Raw genomic sequence first — 14345 nt, 5'->3', positions numbered from 1 at the left:
CGCGGGCCTCCGGGGGACCGGTTACCAGACCGCCGGGAGGTCCGCGCGGATGACCGTGGGGCCACCGAGAGGGCTGTTGACGGTGAGGATGCCGTCGATGCCGGCCGCGCGGTCGGCCAGGCCCGCCAGGCCGCCGCCCGGTGTGGCCTCCGCGCCGCCGACGCCGTTGTCGGAGACCTCCACCACGATCCAGTTCTGGTCGCGGCTGATGCGTACGGCGGCGCGGGTCGCGCGGGCGTACTTGGAGACGTTGGTGAGGGCCTCGGAGACGATGAAGTAGGCGATGCTCTCGACGGCCGCGGGCGGGCGGGTGGGCAGGTCGACCTCGACCGCCACGGGCACCTCGGTGCGTGCGGCGACCGCGGAGATCGCGGCGTCCAGGCCGCGGTCGGTGAGGATCGCGGGGTAGATGCCGCGGGCGAGGTTGCGCAGCTCCGCGATGGCCTCCTTCGCGCCGGCGTGGGCCTGCTGGATCAGCTCCTGGGCGCCGGCCGGGTCGGTCTCCAGCTTGGCCCGGGCCCGGCCGAGGTCCATCGCCACGGCGAGGAGTTGCTGCTGGGCGCCGTCGTGCAGGTCGCGTTCGATGCGGCGGCGCTCGGCCTCCGCGGCGTCGACGCCACGCGCCCGGCTGGCCTGGAGCTGGGCCGTACGGGCCCGCAGCGCCTGGGTCTCGTTCGGGCCGAGCAGGTAGCGCGCGAGCGCGCCGTGGGCGTAGCCGACGCCCCGGACGACGTACATGGTCACGAACGCCAGCGCGATACCGAGCGGGATCGCCGGCAGGGTCGTCAGCGTGTTGTCGAACCAGATCTCGTGGCCGCCGACGGTGAGATAGAGATAGCCGTCGTTCTTCCAGTTGATCGTCAGCGGCGTCGCGATGAGCCCGGCGGCGGCGGACCACAACGCCACCGACAGGGCGAACTCGACGACGCCGAGCGGGAAGGCCAGGAACAGATAGAGGAGGTCCTTCCAGGTCGCCGGGTCGGTCGCCATGGCCTTCCACTTGGCGAACAGGTTGACGCCCCGCGGCAGCGGACGGTGCGGGTCGGGGATGTCGACGCCGAAGGCCGCCTTCGCCAGGTGACGCTCGAGCTTCGCGGCGGTCCGCCAGAGGATCATGCTGAGGGCGAGCCCGAGCACGCCCACCCAGACGATCACCGTGCCCGCGGACACCGACAGCAGCACGGTCAGCCCGACGAAGTACGCCAGTCCCAGCGGGAAGTGCAGCAGCAGGTAGGCGGCCGACCGCCACGTCAACGATTCCCTCGCCAGCCGCAGCGGACCGGACCGCCGCGAGGAGGGTGCCATCTCGAGCGTGCTGTTCACCGCGGGGTCCCTTTCGCGCCGCATCCACCGTACGGCCCAAGCCTCACGGACGGGAGCCCCTCATGCCATGGAGCGTCCCAGCCTCATGAAGGTGGGGCTAGCCCCACCCCAGGGCCCGGACAAGGAAGAACGCCCCGGGGCACGGGCCCACGGGGCGTCCTTCACGGGAATGGGATCAGTCGTTCAGCGTCGTCTTCTGCACCTGGAGCAGGAACTCGGCGTTCGACTTGGTCTCCTTCATCTTCTCGAGGAGGAGCTCCAGCGCCTGCTGCATCTCCAGGGCGTGCAGCACCCGGCGCAGCTGCCAGACGATGCGCAGCTCCTCCGCGGACATGAGGATCTCTTCCTTACGCGTGCCGGAGCCGTCGACGTCGATCGCCGGGAACACGCGCTTGTCGGCGAGCTCGCGGCGCAGCCGCAGCTCCATGTTGCCCGTGCCCTTGAACTCCTCGAAGATCACCTCGTCCATGCGCGAGCCGGTCTCGACCAGCGCGGTGGCGAGGATCGTCAGCGAGCCGCCGTTCTCGATGTTGCGGGCGGCGCCGAAGAACCGCTTCGGCGGGTACAGCGCCGTCGAGTCGACACCACCGGACAGGATGCGGCCGCTGGCCGGAGCGGCCAGGTTGTACGCGCGGCCGAGGCGGGTGATCGAGTCGAGCAGCACGACGACGTCGTGGCCGAGCTCGACGAGGCGCTTGGCGCGTTCGATCGCCAGCTCCGCGACCATCGTGTGGTCGTCGGCGGGCCGGTCGAAGGTCGAGTGGATGACCTCGCCCTTCACCGACCGCTGCATGTCGGTGACCTCTTCGGGACGCTCGTCCACGAGCACGACCATCAGGTGGCACTCGGGGTTGTTCTTGGTGATGGCGTTGGCGATCGCCTGCAGCACCATCGTCTTGCCGGCCTTCGGCGGCGACACGATCAGACCGCGCTGGCCCTTGCCGATGGGGCTGACCAGGTCGATGATCCGCGTGGTGAGCTGGCCGGGGTCGGACTCCAGGCGCAGCCGCTCCTGCGGGTACAGCGGGGTGAGCTTGGAGAAGTCGACGCGGCCCTTGGCCTGCTCGGGCTCCATGCCGTTGACCGTGTCGAGGCGGACCAGCGCGTTGAACTTCTCGCGCCGCTCGCCCTCGCGCGGCTGCCGGACGGCGCCGGTGATGACGTCGCCCTTGCGCAGGCCGTACTTGCGGACCTGGGCGAGGGAGACGTAGACGTCCTGCGGACCAGGGAGGTAACCCGTGGTGCGGACGAAAGCGTAATTGTCGCGAATGTCGAGGATGCCGGAGACCGGGATCAGGACGTCGTCCTCGTTGATCACCGGGTCGGCGTCGCCGTAGCGCTCCCGGCCGCCGCGTCCGCGGTTGCGCTCCCGGAACCGGCCGCGCCGGCGCCGACCGCCGCCGTCCTCGCCGTCGTCGTCGCTCTGCCGCTGGCCCTGGCCGCCGCGCTGGCCCGGGTTGCCGCCACGGCCGTCCTGGCCGCCCCGACCCTCGTCGCGCTGGCCGTCACGCTGGCCATCACGGTTGCGGTTGCCGCGCTGCCGCTGGCGCTGGCCGCCGCCCTCGCGACTGCCGCCCTCACGGCCGCCACCCTCACGGCCGGCGCTCTCCCGGCCGCCGTCACGGCCGTCGCGGCCGCCCTCGGACTCGGCCGTCTCCGTCTTGATCTCCTGCTGCTGACCCTGCTGCTGCGGGGCGGCGTCGTCGCGCCGGGACGCCCGCTCACGCCGGGGCTGCTGGGTCTCGCCGCGCTCCGTCTCGGTGGCGGCGGGAGCCGTCTTGGCCTGGCCGGCGGCCTCACCTGCCTCACCCTCGGTCTTCGGGGCCGCCTTGGGCGCCGTCGCCTGGTCACCGCCGCCGGCGTTCTGCGCCTGCTTCTCCTGGATGGCAGCGATGAGCTGGCTCTTGCGCATGCCGCCCGTGCCGCTGATGCCGAGGCTGGAGGCGAGCGCCTTCAGCTCGGGGAGCACCATGGCCGACAGGCCCGTGCCGCTACGGCGGCGCCGCGGAGCGGGAGCCGTCTGCTCGGCAGGGGTGGCGTCAGGCGCTGTGGTGGCTGCGTCCGTGAGGAGTTCGGTGGATTCGCTCACTAAGGGTCCTTCCCAGGGAGCGGGTGTGGCCGCCGTCGGCCAGGCAACCCGGTAGTGCGAGCCGGCGGGGGCGCCGGATCAGTCGAGCTCTGCTGATCTGAAGTTGATCGGCGAAGAGTTCTGGCCACAGCCAGATGGTGGAGGCAGGTCGCCGGATCTGATCCCCGATCCCGTTACGTCCGAAGCTTTGCCGGAACAATGAACGACGAGCGGTTTCGGTGCCGGGGAACCACATCCGCGTCACGCGGCCGGCATAAGCCGGAGTGGCCGACGAGCCCACGCCCCCGAGCGGGGCATCTGGTGCGGCACTTAGCCTAACATCACCTGGGCACACTGCTATTCCCCAGAGGTCGATGTCGCGTGTCACTGATGGATCGGCTGGACGCGTGCGCCATGGGGGGCCACATCCAGCGGGTGTATGTGCCACGAAGTACCCACTTCCGCGCTGATTGAATCAACTTCGCCGTCGCGGAAGGTGAGCGCGAGGACCGTGGGCCCGGCCCCGGAGATCACGGCCGCCACGCCCTTCGCGCGCAGCCGTTCGACCAGGTCGAGCGAGGCGGGCATCGCGGGCGCGCGGTAGGACTGGTGCAGCCGGTCCTCGGTCGCGTCGAGGAGGAGTTCGGGGGTCGCGGTCAGGGCCGCGACGAGCAGCGCCGCGCGGCCGGCGTTCGCGGCGGCGTCGGCGTGCGGCACGGTGTCCGGCAGCAGCCCGCGCGCGCGTTCGGTGGCGAGGCGCTCGTCGGGCACGAACGCCACCGGCCGTACGCGCGACGACACGTCCATCCTGGTCAGCCGGGCTCCCCCGGGGGCCTGCCAGGAGATGGTGAGGCCGCCGGCGAGGCAGGGCGCGACGTTGTCGGGGTGCCCCTCGATGCGCGTCGCGAGCGCCAGGACGTCGTCGTCGGTGAACGTCTCTCCCGCTGGATGCAGGGCGCGCGCGGCGACGATGCCGGCGATCGTGGCCGCCGAGGACGAGCCGAGCCCGCGTGCGTGCGGGATGCGGTTGACGCAGCGGATCCGCAGCCCGGTGAGTTCGCCGCCGAGCCGTTCGTACGTCGCGCGGAACGTACGCGCGATCAGATGGTCGGCGCCGCGTCCGGCGGTCTCCTCCCCCTCGCCGCTGACCTCGATCGACAGGCCGGATCCGGCCACCTCCACCTCGACGTCGTCGTACAGGCCGAGGGCCAGCCCGAGCGCGTCGAAGCCGGGCCCGAGGTTGGCGCTGGTGGCCGGCACCCGGACCCGTACGGCACGGATCACGTGAGTTCCAGCGCCGAGGCCGCGGCGTGGGCGTCGACCGGCACGGTCATCGGCGCGGGCGCGCCCGAGATCGCCCAGTCGGGGTCCTTCAGGCCGTTGCCGGTCACCGTGCAGACGACCCGCTGCCCGGCGGACACGAGCTCCTCCTCGCGGGCCTGCAGCAGGCCGGCGACGCTGGCCGCCGAGGCGGGCTCGACGAAGACGCCCTCCTCGCGGGCGAGCAGGCGGTAGGCGGCGAGGATCTTCCGGTCGGTCACGGCCTCGATCGCACCGCCCGACTCGTCGCGCGCGCGTACGGCAAGGTCCCACGAGGCGGGATGGCCGATGCGGATCGCGGTGGCGATCGTCTGCGGCCTGAGCACCGGCTCGCCGCGCACGATCGGCGCGGCGCCCGCGGCCTGGAAGCCGAGCATGCGCGGACGCGTGTCGACCTCCTGGTATCCCATCCAGTACGCGGAGATGTTCCCGGCGTTGCCGACGGGCAGGCAGTGCACGTCGGGGGCGGCGCCGAGCGTGTCGACGATCTCGAACGCGGCGGTCTTCTGCCCTTCGAGCCGGTAGCGGTTCACCGAGTTGACCAGGGCGACCGGGTAGTCGGCGGACAGCTTGCGCGCGAGCTCCAGGCAGTCGTCGAAGTTGCCGTCGATCTGCAGGAGCCGGGCGCCGTGCACGAGCGCCTGGGCCAGCTTGCCCATCGCGATCTTGCCCTGGGGCACCAGCACCGCGCACACCATGCCGGCGCGCACCGCGTACGCGGCGGCCGAGGCGGAGGTGTTGCCCGTCGAGGCACAGATGATCGCCTTGGCGCCGTCCTGGGCCGCCCGGCTGATCGCCACCGTCATGCCCCGGTCCTTGAAGGAGCCGGTCGGGTTGGCGCCCTCGACCTTGAGATGGACGTCGCAGCCGGTGAGCTGGGACAGCCGTGGTGCGGGCAGCAGCGGCGTGCCGCCCTCGAGCAGGGTGATGACGGGCGTGTCGGCCGTCACCGGAAGCCGATCACGGTACTCCTCGATGATCCCCCGCCATGCCTTGGTCACGGTGATCCCTCCTGACCTGCGATGACCGTACGCCGAGTGTAGAGGCGGCGGAGCCTCGCGTCTCACGTCGTTCCACATGCTGGGATCAACAGGGGATATCTATCATTGTGCCCCGTGCGTCCCCGAGCGCTCGTCGCCGCCTCCGCCACTACGACCGTCGTCGTGGCGGCCGGCGTCCTCTGGCTGACCGGTGGCCTGCGCGCGGCCGACACACCCGCGACCGTACGCGCCGGGCAGGAGGTCGACCAGCACCTGTTCCGCACCCGGCTCGTCGGCGCGCACGTCACGACGGTCCCGAAGACCAAGTTCGCCGCCGCCCGCCGGTTACTGGTGATCAACGCCTGGGTCGTCAACCCCACGCGGGAGACGACGGGCACCATGGCCGGGGCGGACGACGACGTCTTCGCGCACGGCATCTTCCTCTACTGGAACACGCGTAACGGCCCCCGGCCCACGTTGAAGGACGCGCAGGGCATCGCGGGCGACACGCTGTTCCGCTCGCTCCAGCCGCGGCTGCCGACGTACGTCGCCGTGCAGTACGAGCTGAGCGCCACGACGATGGTGCCCGATCACATCAAGGTCGCGCTGGCCGCCTACCGGCGCACCGCCGCGGGCGTCCTCGACCCGCGCGGCTACTGGGGCTACCAGCCGCGGCGCTACACGACGAGGGTCGAACGCGACCCGTTCACGCACCGATCGGGCCGCGTCACGCGGATCATTCCGGTCCTGGTCGCCAACGTCACGCTGCCGGTGAAGCGATGAAGCGGCGGTGGTCGATCCCGCTCACCCTCGTGCTGGCCGGCGCGGCGGTGGGCCTGCAGGCCGGGCACTGGAGCTACGAGCGGGCGTACGGGCCGTTCGTGCGGAACGGAGAGATCGGGCGGACGGTCACCGAGCCGCGCTTCACCGTCCAGGTGGAGCAGGTGGTCACCGCACGCACCATCCGGGTGCCGGAGGGCCCGTACGGCGCCAAGCCGCAGACCATTCCGGCGAACGGCGTCTTCCTCGTCGTGATCGCCACGGTCGCGGCGCGGCGTTCGCCGGAGTTCGTCGCGGCGGCCCGGCTCGACACGCGGTACGGCCACTACTACCCGACCGACAAGCTGGGATCCAGCGGACTTCTCGGGCCGCCGGTGACCACGCTGGGGTTCGTACGGCTCCAGCCCGGGATGCCGCGCCGGGGCTGTTATGTCTTCGATGTGCCGCCGGGCGCGCTGGCGGGCGCCCGGTTCGCGCTGTCCGACCGCGACACCGAGGAGGCGGCGTTCGGCCACTACCGCGACGACCCGGTGCGCTTCAGCGCCGAGGTCCACGTCGACCTCGGCATCTCCGCCGGCGACGCCGCCGAGCTGACCCGTACGGCGGCCACCGGGTACGGCCTGCCGGAGCCGTCGTGAAACGCGCGGCGCGGATCCTGGCCCTGCCGGCCGTGACGATGGTCGCGATCTACCTGCCGTTCCGGGCGGAGTGGCGGCACTACCGCCAGGACGTCCCCGGCGGCCACACCCGTACGGTCGCCCCCGGACGGCCCGCCGTCTTCCAGCGGATCCGCTGGACGCTGGTCTCGTACGGACCGGCGGTGCTCAAACCCGGAGATCTCCCCCCGGACGGCATCGACGCCCCGGCCCGGCCGGGTGAGACCCTCGTCCTCGTCACGCTCAAGGCCGAACCGCTCACGAAGAACCCCGCCGACTCGGACATCGACTTCGCGCTGCGCGACCGCGCGGGAAACCGCTGGACGGCGCGCGAGTGGCACACGGTGATCTACTACGGCACCCACGAGCCGGCGTACGTCATGGGGCTGGTGCCGAGCCGGGCGGCCGGCTCGCTCGAACTCGTCATGCGGCACCGGCACCGGGACCTGTCACCGGCGCTGGGCGGTCCGGAGCTGGTGTTCCTCCACCGGCCCTCCGCATGACCAGGTCGAACATCGCGGCCAGCAGGGCGAGCCGGAGGATTTCGTACACCAGCCGGTGGCCGTACTCCACCGGCGCGAGCACGAGGTTCCAGAACCGTACGGTGTGGTCGGTGCCGATGAGCGCGATCACACCGCGCTGGGCGCGGTCCATGAGCGCGCCGATCGCCACGTAGCAGAGGCAGAACCACGCGAACACCGGCGCGCCCGCACGGAACACCAGCCGCACCGCGTGTGCCACCGGCACGTACTTCTCCCGCGCGCCACGGCCGGCCAGCTCCGCGAGCCGGCGCGGGCGCCCGGTGAGACGGTCGGCGAGACGCTCCAGCGGCGTTCCCTCGATCGCCTCGCGATCGTGCCGTTCGAGGCCGTACACGACGGCCGCGATGGCGAGCCAGACCAGCGGCAGGACGAGGGCCTGTTCGACCGGCCCGGCGTCCGGCAGGCTCAGGCGGCCGGTGAGCGCGTGCCAGAAGACGCGGCCGGTGATCCAGCGCTGGGCCGCCCGTACGAGCTGGACGATCGAGTACAGCGCGTAGAGCGTGAAGTTGACCTCCAGGAACGCGACGAGCACGGCGAGGACGCGGCCCGGCCTGGCCTCGTGCCGGCGTTCGGCGAGGACGCGCAGCCCCCACGCGACGACGGCCACCACGAGCGCCACGGGGATCGGCACGTTGAGGATCTTGCCGATGTCGAGGTGGTCGCCCGCGTCGGCGAGCCGCTGGGCGTCCGCCCGCAGCACCTCGCGCAGGTCGTCGGTGTAGAGGTTCCAGCCGAGGTAGATCAGCACGAACGGGAACAGCGTGCGGCCGATCGCCGCGGCGTACGGCTCGTCGGGGTCCTTGATCACATCGAGGCGCCGGCCCAGCGTGAACATCATCCCGATCGTGACGACCAGCGAGATCAGCACGACCACGCTGAGCAGCACCAGGACGAGCATGCGCCGGAGCCCCGGCTCGCTGCCGTGGCCGAGCTCGGAGATCGCCTGGATCAGCACGTAACGCGGGATCGCCCCGGCGCCGAACCAGAGGGCCAGCGGCACGAACGACCGGGCCGCGAGGCGCAGCGCCGCGACCGGCAGCGCCAGGACGGACAGTAGCCCGGTAGATCTCGCCGCAGTCCCGGCATCCATCGTCCGGCATCCTAGCCACCGATGGGAACCACCGTCGGTCAACGGACAAGAGACTGACGGCCGCAACAGGGTTGCCATCACGGAGGCGGCCTTCGGCGGACCTGTTCTCCCGATCCACCAGGCACTGGACCTCAGTCAAGAGAACATCGCCCAGCCAAGAGCACCTGCGCACCTGATGTGGCAAGTGTGAGTACCTGAGGTACTCACTTGCTGGGGCAGCTCCTCGCGCTCTACGGTCGAGCTCGCCGTGCCGCGAGATCTCTAAGGAGCCCCCGTGCGGGATGAACAGGGCAACGCTGATCGACTGCTCTCCAGAAACGAGTTCGCCCGGCTGGCGGGGGTGAAGCGACCCACCATCACGAAGTGGGCGAGGCTTCAAGGCTTCCCCAAGGTTCTCCACCTGGCCGACGGCGAGTACTTCACGCTCGCGAGCGTCCTCGAGTGGCTCGACCGTCGTCCGATCCCTGCGAAGAATCGTGCGGCCGATGAGCCGGCCGACGCCACTTACGGCCGACGGGCGCGCCACAGGCGCGTACATGCCCCTGAGACGCCCACGCGTCGGACGACGCCCGCTGGCGGTGGCAGTTCCGACCTGGCCCACGACCACCTGCTCGGACCGCTGGCGGAGAGTGTTCGCGGGGGCGCCGGTTCCCAGGCCGACTACCTCTCTCTTCTGCTCTGCCTCATCTTCGTGCGGGTTGCCGCCCGCGACGAGTGGGCGAGACTCATGGAGGTCACCGGAACAGACTCGGACCGGCTTCGCCCCGATGGTCTTGTCCGTCACGTCAGCGAGCGCGTGGACCAGGTGCTCCGGTCGCGCGGCGTCCCGTCCGGCGTTTACTCCGTCCTCGAGCGGCTGCGTCCGCGCGCCGCTGAGGACCTCATTGAAGTGATCCGCGCCTGCGACCAGCTCGGCGACGACGACTTCGACGCGCTGCTGAGTCGTTTTTCCACCGAAAGGCGGCTGGGAAGCGCGGACTACTTCACGCCTGAGGAAGTGGCGCGTCTGATGGCAGGCCTGGTCATCGCCGAAGATACCGAGGGTGGCACGGTCTACGACCCGTACCTTCGCGGAGGAGAACTGCTGCGCGCCGCGAGCCGAACGCGCCAGGTCCAGACGGTAGGCGGTGAGAGCCCGAATCGGGAGACTTTGCGCCTCGCCGGTATGAGCCTGGCTGTCCATGGTTTGACGGCCCGGCTCCGCCCAGGAAGGGACACGCCATGGGATGAACCGGATGAGCATCGCTCGCCGGCCGACGCCGTACTGCTCAACCCGCCGTTCAACCGGCAGCGCCCGATGGCGCGAAGGCGTTCGGACAACGAATGGCCGTTCGGCCCGCCCCCGCGGCACAACGACAACTACGCGTGGGTCCAACATGCGGTCTCATCACTCACATCCGGGGGCAGGGCCGCCGTGCTGATGACCTCTCAGGCCGGTGTCAGCTCCGACGAGGAGGAACGCCGGATCCGCAAGGAGATGGTGGAGAAGGGCGCGATTGAAGCCGTTGTCGCGCTGCCCGCACACATTTTCCCGCTGAGCGACGCCGCCGTGATGTTGTGGGTGGTTCGTCGCCCCGCCCCTGGCCCCCACCGAATCCTGTTCGTCGATGCCAGAGCCATGAGCGGCAAGGACCAGGCCGGCCCGGTCTTGTCCAGGGAAGCCGTTGAGTCGATTCCAAAGCTGTTCACCGACCGGCTCCGCCTGCCCGAAGGTGAGCGGATCGAGTTGGCGGGCGGCGGCAGCGCGATCGTGGCAGGTGCGGACGCGCTTCGCGACACGGGTCATTCGCTGCACCCATCGGACTACCTGAAGGGCACGCGCGGGGCCGCGCGCTCCGCGCGGTCGGAGGACACCGCGGTCAGCCTCGCCGAGCTGGCTGACATGCGATCGCGGGTGAGCACGGCCGACTCCCGAGTCGAGGAGCTGCGGACTCTGCCCCTTACCAGGCCCTCAAGCGGTTTGCCCTCGGGCTGGCGGCGGCTCGCCCTGGAAGACATCTGCCTGATCCAGGCCGGGCCGTCCTATTCACGGCTCGGAACAGACGATCGCACCAAGGACGGCCCGGTACCTGTCGTGATGCCACGGCATCTGCGCGACCGTCGCATCGTCGCCACCGGAGCGGAATGCGTCAGCGAGGAACTCGCGCGAAAGCTCGCGAAGTTCCGGCTCTCCCCGTACGACATCCTCTGCGTCCGATCAGGGGCCATGACCGAACCGGCACTCGTCGAAACGAACCAGGACGGCTGGCTCTTCGGAGCCAACCTCTTCCGGCTACGCCGGATTGGCGCTGAGACGGTGGACCCGTGGTACCTGCTGGGTTTCCTGTCACTGGCCACCGTGCGGGAGTGGATCGAGGACAGATCGACCGGCACGGCCGTCCCTTTCATCACCGGCCAGACCCTCGGCCGGCTCATGGTGAGCATTCCTCCGATCGACGAGCAACGCGGGATCGGCGCGAGCCTCCGGGCGCTGGACGATCAAATCGCGGCGCATCGAAACTTCGCGCGCGCCTCCGAACAGGCGCGGGCGACACTGGCAGAACAGTTGATGGAAGGCGTCGTGACTCTTCCATGACCGCCGACGAGGCCAGAGATGACACGACGAGCGGCAAGGTCGACGCTCCGGCAACGGGCCTGGGCACAGCGCTTAGAGGGCTCGTCCCCCCAGTGTCGGGATTCGGCCTCCCCATCGGTTGCGGCTTGTTCGGCGCGCCATCGTGGGTCGTGTGCGTTCTGGGCGCACTCGGGTTCGCTGTCTTCGCCCTGCAGATCGTCTTCCCCCAGGAATCCGCCGACCGCTTGGCCTGGTGGCGCGACCGTCGCCGCTCACGTGAGCGCGTCGCCGCCCGGCGGGCGGAGGCGGCCAGGAGTGAAGACGACCGACCGTGGTGAGCCAGGTCCCACTCCGCTAGTCGTCGCCCTCGACGCGCATCACGCTGGCGACCGCGCGGACGATCTCCAGGTCGCGAAGGCGCTCGATGGTGGCCGACAGCGCGCCGTCGGGCGCCCGGTGGGTGACGATGACGAGCTGCGCCTCTTCGCCGTGCCCCTCCTGGCGCACGGCCTGGATCGACACGTCGTTCTCGGCGAACTCGTCGGCGACGCGGGCCAGCACGCCGGAGCGGTCGGCGACGTCCAGCGCCACGTGGTAGCGGGTGATCGTGTCGGCCATCGGGAGCACGGGCAGTTCGGCGTAGGTCGACTCCGCCGGCCCGCGGGTGCCGTGCACGCGGTTGCGGGCGACCGCGACGATGTCGCCGAGCACGGCGCTCGCGGTCGGCGCCCCGCCGGCGCCCGCGCCGTAGAACATCAGCGAACCGGCCGACTCGGCCTCCACGAACACGGCGTTGTACGCCTCACGGACGCTCGCCAGCGGATGCGAGCGCGGGATCATCACCGGGTGCACGCGGACCGACACGCCGCGACCGGCGCGGTGCTCCGCCGACGGCACGCGCTCGCAGATCGCCAGGAGCTTGACCACGCAGTTCATCGCCTTGGCGCTGGCGATGTCGGCGGAGGTCACGTCGGCGATGCCCTCGCGGTGCACCCCGGCGGCGGTGACACGTGTGTGGAAGGCGAGCTGGGCCAGGATCGCGGCCTTGGCCGCCGCGTCGAAGCCCTCGACGTCGGCGGTCGGGTCCGCCTCGGCGTAGCCGAGCGCCTGCGCCTCGTTCAGGGCCTCGGCGAACCCGGCCCCGGAGGTGTCCATCTGGTCGAGGATGTAGTTGGTCGTGCCGTTGACGATGCCCATGACCCGGTGGACGTGATCGCCGACCAGCGACTCGCGCAGCGGGCGCAGCAGCGGGATCGCCCCGGCGACGGAGGCCTCGTAGTAGATGTCGGCGCCGTACTCCCGTGCCGCGCCGAACAGCGTGGCGCCGTCCTCGGCCAGCAGCGCCTTGTTCGCCGTGACGACCGACTTTCCGGCCTTCATGGCCGCCAGGAGGAGCCCGCGCGCGGGCTCGAGCCCGCCGATCACCTCCACCACGATGTCCACGTCGTCGCTGGTCACCAGGCTCACGGCGTCGGTGGTGAGCAGCTCGGCCGGGACGCTCTCACGGCGCTTGTCGAGCCGCCGCACCGCGATCCCGGCCAGCTCCAGCGGGACGCCGACACGAGCCGCGAGGTCGTCGGCCTGCTCACGCAACAGCCGCACGACCTCGGTACCGACGGTGCCGCACCCGAGCAGTGCGATCCTCAATGTCACGGCGAGACCTCCAGGCGCAACAGATCCTCCTCGGTCTCGCGGCGGAGGATGAGCCGGGACCGTCCGTCGCGTACGGCCGCGACCGCCGGCTTCGGCACGTGGTTGTAGTTGTTGGCGAGTGAGCGGCAGTACGCGCCGGTGGCCGCCACCGCGACGAGGTCGCCGGGGGCGAGGTCCTCCGGCAGCCACAGGTCGCGTACGACCATGTCGCCGCTCTCGCAGTGCTTGCCGACGAGGCGGCTGAGCATCGGGGCCGCGTCGGAGCGCCGCGAGGCGAGCACGCTGGTGTACTCCGCGCCGTACAGCGCGGTGCGAATGTTGTCGCTCATGCCGCCGTCGACCGAGACGTACGTGCGGAGGCCGTCGAGCGGCTTGACCGTGCCGACCTCGTACAGCGTGATGCCGCCGGGCCCGGCGATCGTACGGCCCGGCTCGACGGTCAGCCGCGGCACCGTCAGGCCCCGCTCCCGGCAGTTACGGTCGATGATGCCGCGCAGGTTGTCGGCGATGTGCTTGGGGTCGAGAGGGTCGTCACCCTCCAGGTAGGCGATGCCGTAACCGCCGCCGAGGTCCAGCTCGGGCAGCTCGGCGCCGTGCTCGTCGCGGATCGCGACCAGGAGGTCCACGACGCGGTGGGCGGCCAGTTCGAAGCCGTCGGTATCGAAGATCTGCGAGCCGATGTGGGAGTGCAGGCCGACGAGCTCCAGCGAGTCGATGTCCTGGACGCGGCGGGCCGCCTCCAGCGCGGTCTCCCGGGCGAACCCGAACTTCTGGTCGTCGTGCGCGGTGGCGATGAACTCGTGCGTGTGCGCCTCGACCCCCGTGGTGACGCGGATCATCACCTTGGGCCGTACGTGCCGCTCCTTGGCGAGGTAGCCCAGCCGCGCGATCTCCTCGTAGGAGTCGACCACGATGTGACCCACACCGGCGTCGAGGGCACGCGAGAGCTCGCCGATGGACTTGTTGTTGCCGTGAAAGGTGATGCGCTCGACCGGGAACCCGGCGTGCAGCGCGATCGCGAGCTCGCCCCCCGTGCAGACGTCCAGGCCCAGCCCCTCTTCGGCCACCCAGCGGGCGATCTCCGTACTCAGGAAGGCCTTGCCGGCGTAGTAGACGTCGCCGTCGCTGAAGGCGCCGGCGAACTCGCGGCACCGGGACCGGAAGTCCTCTTCGTCGTAGACGTAGAGCGGGGTGCCGTACTCCCCCGCGAGGTCACGGACGTCCACCCCGCCGATCGTCAGGGCGCCGTCGTCGCGCCGCGCGCTGCGCGGCCAGACACCGGCCGCGAGCGCGTTGAGGTCGCGCGGCGGGGGCAGCGGGTGGTCCTCGGGCAGCACGTCGGCATGCCGTGGACCGGCCGGGTGCACTCGACTCATGAT

The 14345-nt window shown here is 71.0% G+C and carries 12 protein-coding genes; 5 read left to right on the top strand and 7 right to left on the bottom strand.

Annotation, left to right across the window (positions count from 1 at the left end; genetic code table 11):
- Nucleotides 1–21: 21 nt before the first annotated feature.
- From OG417_RS09580 to thrC, 4 genes are all read right to left on the bottom strand, one after another.
- Entirely contained in the window at nt 22–1323 is a 1302-nt protein-coding gene (locus tag OG417_RS09580) for a sensor histidine kinase (RefSeq protein WP_329252796.1), read from the bottom strand.
- A 175-nt stretch (nt 1324–1498) separates the two neighbouring features.
- Nucleotides 1499–3412 (bottom strand): transcription termination factor Rho, encoded by a 1914-nt coding sequence (gene rho / locus OG417_RS09575; RefSeq protein WP_329252794.1) that lies wholly within the window; start codon nt 3410–3412, stop codon nt 1499–1501.
- A 363-nt stretch (nt 3413–3775) separates the two neighbouring features.
- On the bottom strand, nt 3776–4672 hold the full coding sequence (gene thrB / locus OG417_RS09570) for a homoserine kinase (protein WP_329262213.1): 897 nt from the start codon (nt 4670–4672) through the stop codon (nt 3776–3778).
- Nucleotides 4672–5712: a threonine synthase gene (gene thrC, locus OG417_RS09565; protein ID WP_442875670.1), complete on the bottom strand. Its 1041-nt coding sequence runs from the start codon at nt 5710–5712 to the stop codon at nt 4672–4674. The genes thrB and thrC overlap by 1 nt, the downstream gene beginning before the upstream one ends.
- Before the next feature lie 114 nt (nt 5713–5826).
- On the opposite strand from thrC, the gene OG417_RS09560 reads away from it, so the two are divergent.
- Genes OG417_RS09560 through OG417_RS09550 form a run of 3 tightly spaced genes read left to right on the top strand, consistent with a single transcriptional unit; the run spans nt 5827 to nt 7630 of the window.
- Nucleotides 5827–6474, top strand: a complete 648-nt coding sequence (locus OG417_RS09560) for a hypothetical protein (protein WP_329252791.1) — start codon at nt 5827–5829, stop codon at nt 6472–6474.
- Nucleotides 6471–7109: a hypothetical protein gene (locus OG417_RS09555; protein WP_329252788.1), complete on the top strand. Its 639-nt coding sequence runs from the start codon at nt 6471–6473 to the stop codon at nt 7107–7109. The genes OG417_RS09560 and OG417_RS09555 overlap by 4 nt, the downstream gene beginning before the upstream one ends.
- Nucleotides 7106–7630, top strand: a complete 525-nt coding sequence (locus OG417_RS09550; protein WP_329252785.1) for a hypothetical protein — start codon at nt 7106–7108, stop codon at nt 7628–7630. Before OG417_RS09555 ends, OG417_RS09550 begins: the two co-directional genes overlap by 4 nt.
- Here the strand turns inward: OG417_RS09550 and OG417_RS09545 are convergent.
- Entirely contained in the window at nt 7551–8759 is a 1209-nt protein-coding gene (locus tag OG417_RS09545; protein WP_329252783.1) for a hypothetical protein, read from the bottom strand. The two genes, OG417_RS09550 and OG417_RS09545, sit on opposite strands and share 80 nt — an antisense overlap.
- A gap of 274 nt (nt 8760–9033) precedes the next feature.
- Here OG417_RS09545 and OG417_RS09540 point away from each other — a divergent pair, with 274 nt between their 5' ends.
- Complete coding sequence (locus OG417_RS09540; protein WP_329252781.1) at nt 9034–11334, top strand: N-6 DNA methylase; 2301 nt, start codon at nt 9034–9036, stop codon at nt 11332–11334.
- On the top strand, nt 11331–11651 hold the full coding sequence (locus OG417_RS09535) for a hypothetical protein (RefSeq protein WP_329252779.1): 321 nt from the start codon (nt 11331–11333) through the stop codon (nt 11649–11651). Before OG417_RS09540 ends, OG417_RS09535 begins: the two co-directional genes overlap by 4 nt.
- 16 nt (nt 11652–11667) lie before the next feature.
- Here the strand turns inward: OG417_RS09535 and OG417_RS09530 are convergent, their stop codons facing one another.
- Both OG417_RS09530 and lysA read right to left on the bottom strand, forming a co-directional pair.
- Nucleotides 11668–12966 (bottom strand): homoserine dehydrogenase, encoded by a 1299-nt coding sequence (locus OG417_RS09530; RefSeq protein ID WP_329252776.1) that lies wholly within the window; start codon nt 12964–12966, stop codon nt 11668–11670.
- Complete coding sequence (gene lysA / locus OG417_RS09525) at nt 12963–14342, bottom strand: diaminopimelate decarboxylase (protein WP_329252773.1); 1380 nt, start codon at nt 14340–14342, stop codon at nt 12963–12965. The genes OG417_RS09530 and lysA overlap by 4 nt, the downstream gene beginning before the upstream one ends.
- Nucleotides 14343–14345: the final 3 nt, after the last annotated feature.

This window comes from Actinoallomurus sp. NBC_01490, assembly GCF_036227085.1.
GTDB classification, from domain to species: domain Bacteria; phylum Actinomycetota; class Actinomycetes; order Streptosporangiales; family Streptosporangiaceae; genus Actinoallomurus; species Actinoallomurus oryzae.
Note: the sequence above shows the minus strand (reverse complement) of the source record. Positions and strands in the feature narration are given on the sequence as shown.

Excerpts from the sequence above, each read along its gene's own strand:
- OG417_RS09535 (WP_329252779.1), top strand. The coding sequence starts at position 11,331 with ATGACCGCCGACGAGGCCAGAGATGACACGACGAGCGGCAAGGTCGAC.
- OG417_RS09545 (WP_329252783.1), bottom strand. The coding sequence starts at position 8,759 with ATGGATGCCGGGACTGCGGCGAGATCTACCGGGCTACTGTCCGTCCTG.
- OG417_RS09555 (WP_329252788.1), top strand. The coding sequence starts at position 6,471 with ATGAAGCGGCGGTGGTCGATCCCGCTCACCCTCGTGCTGGCCGGCGCG.
- lysA (WP_329252773.1), bottom strand. The coding sequence starts at position 14,342 with ATGAGTCGAGTGCACCCGGCCGGTCCACGGCATGCCGACGTGCTGCCC.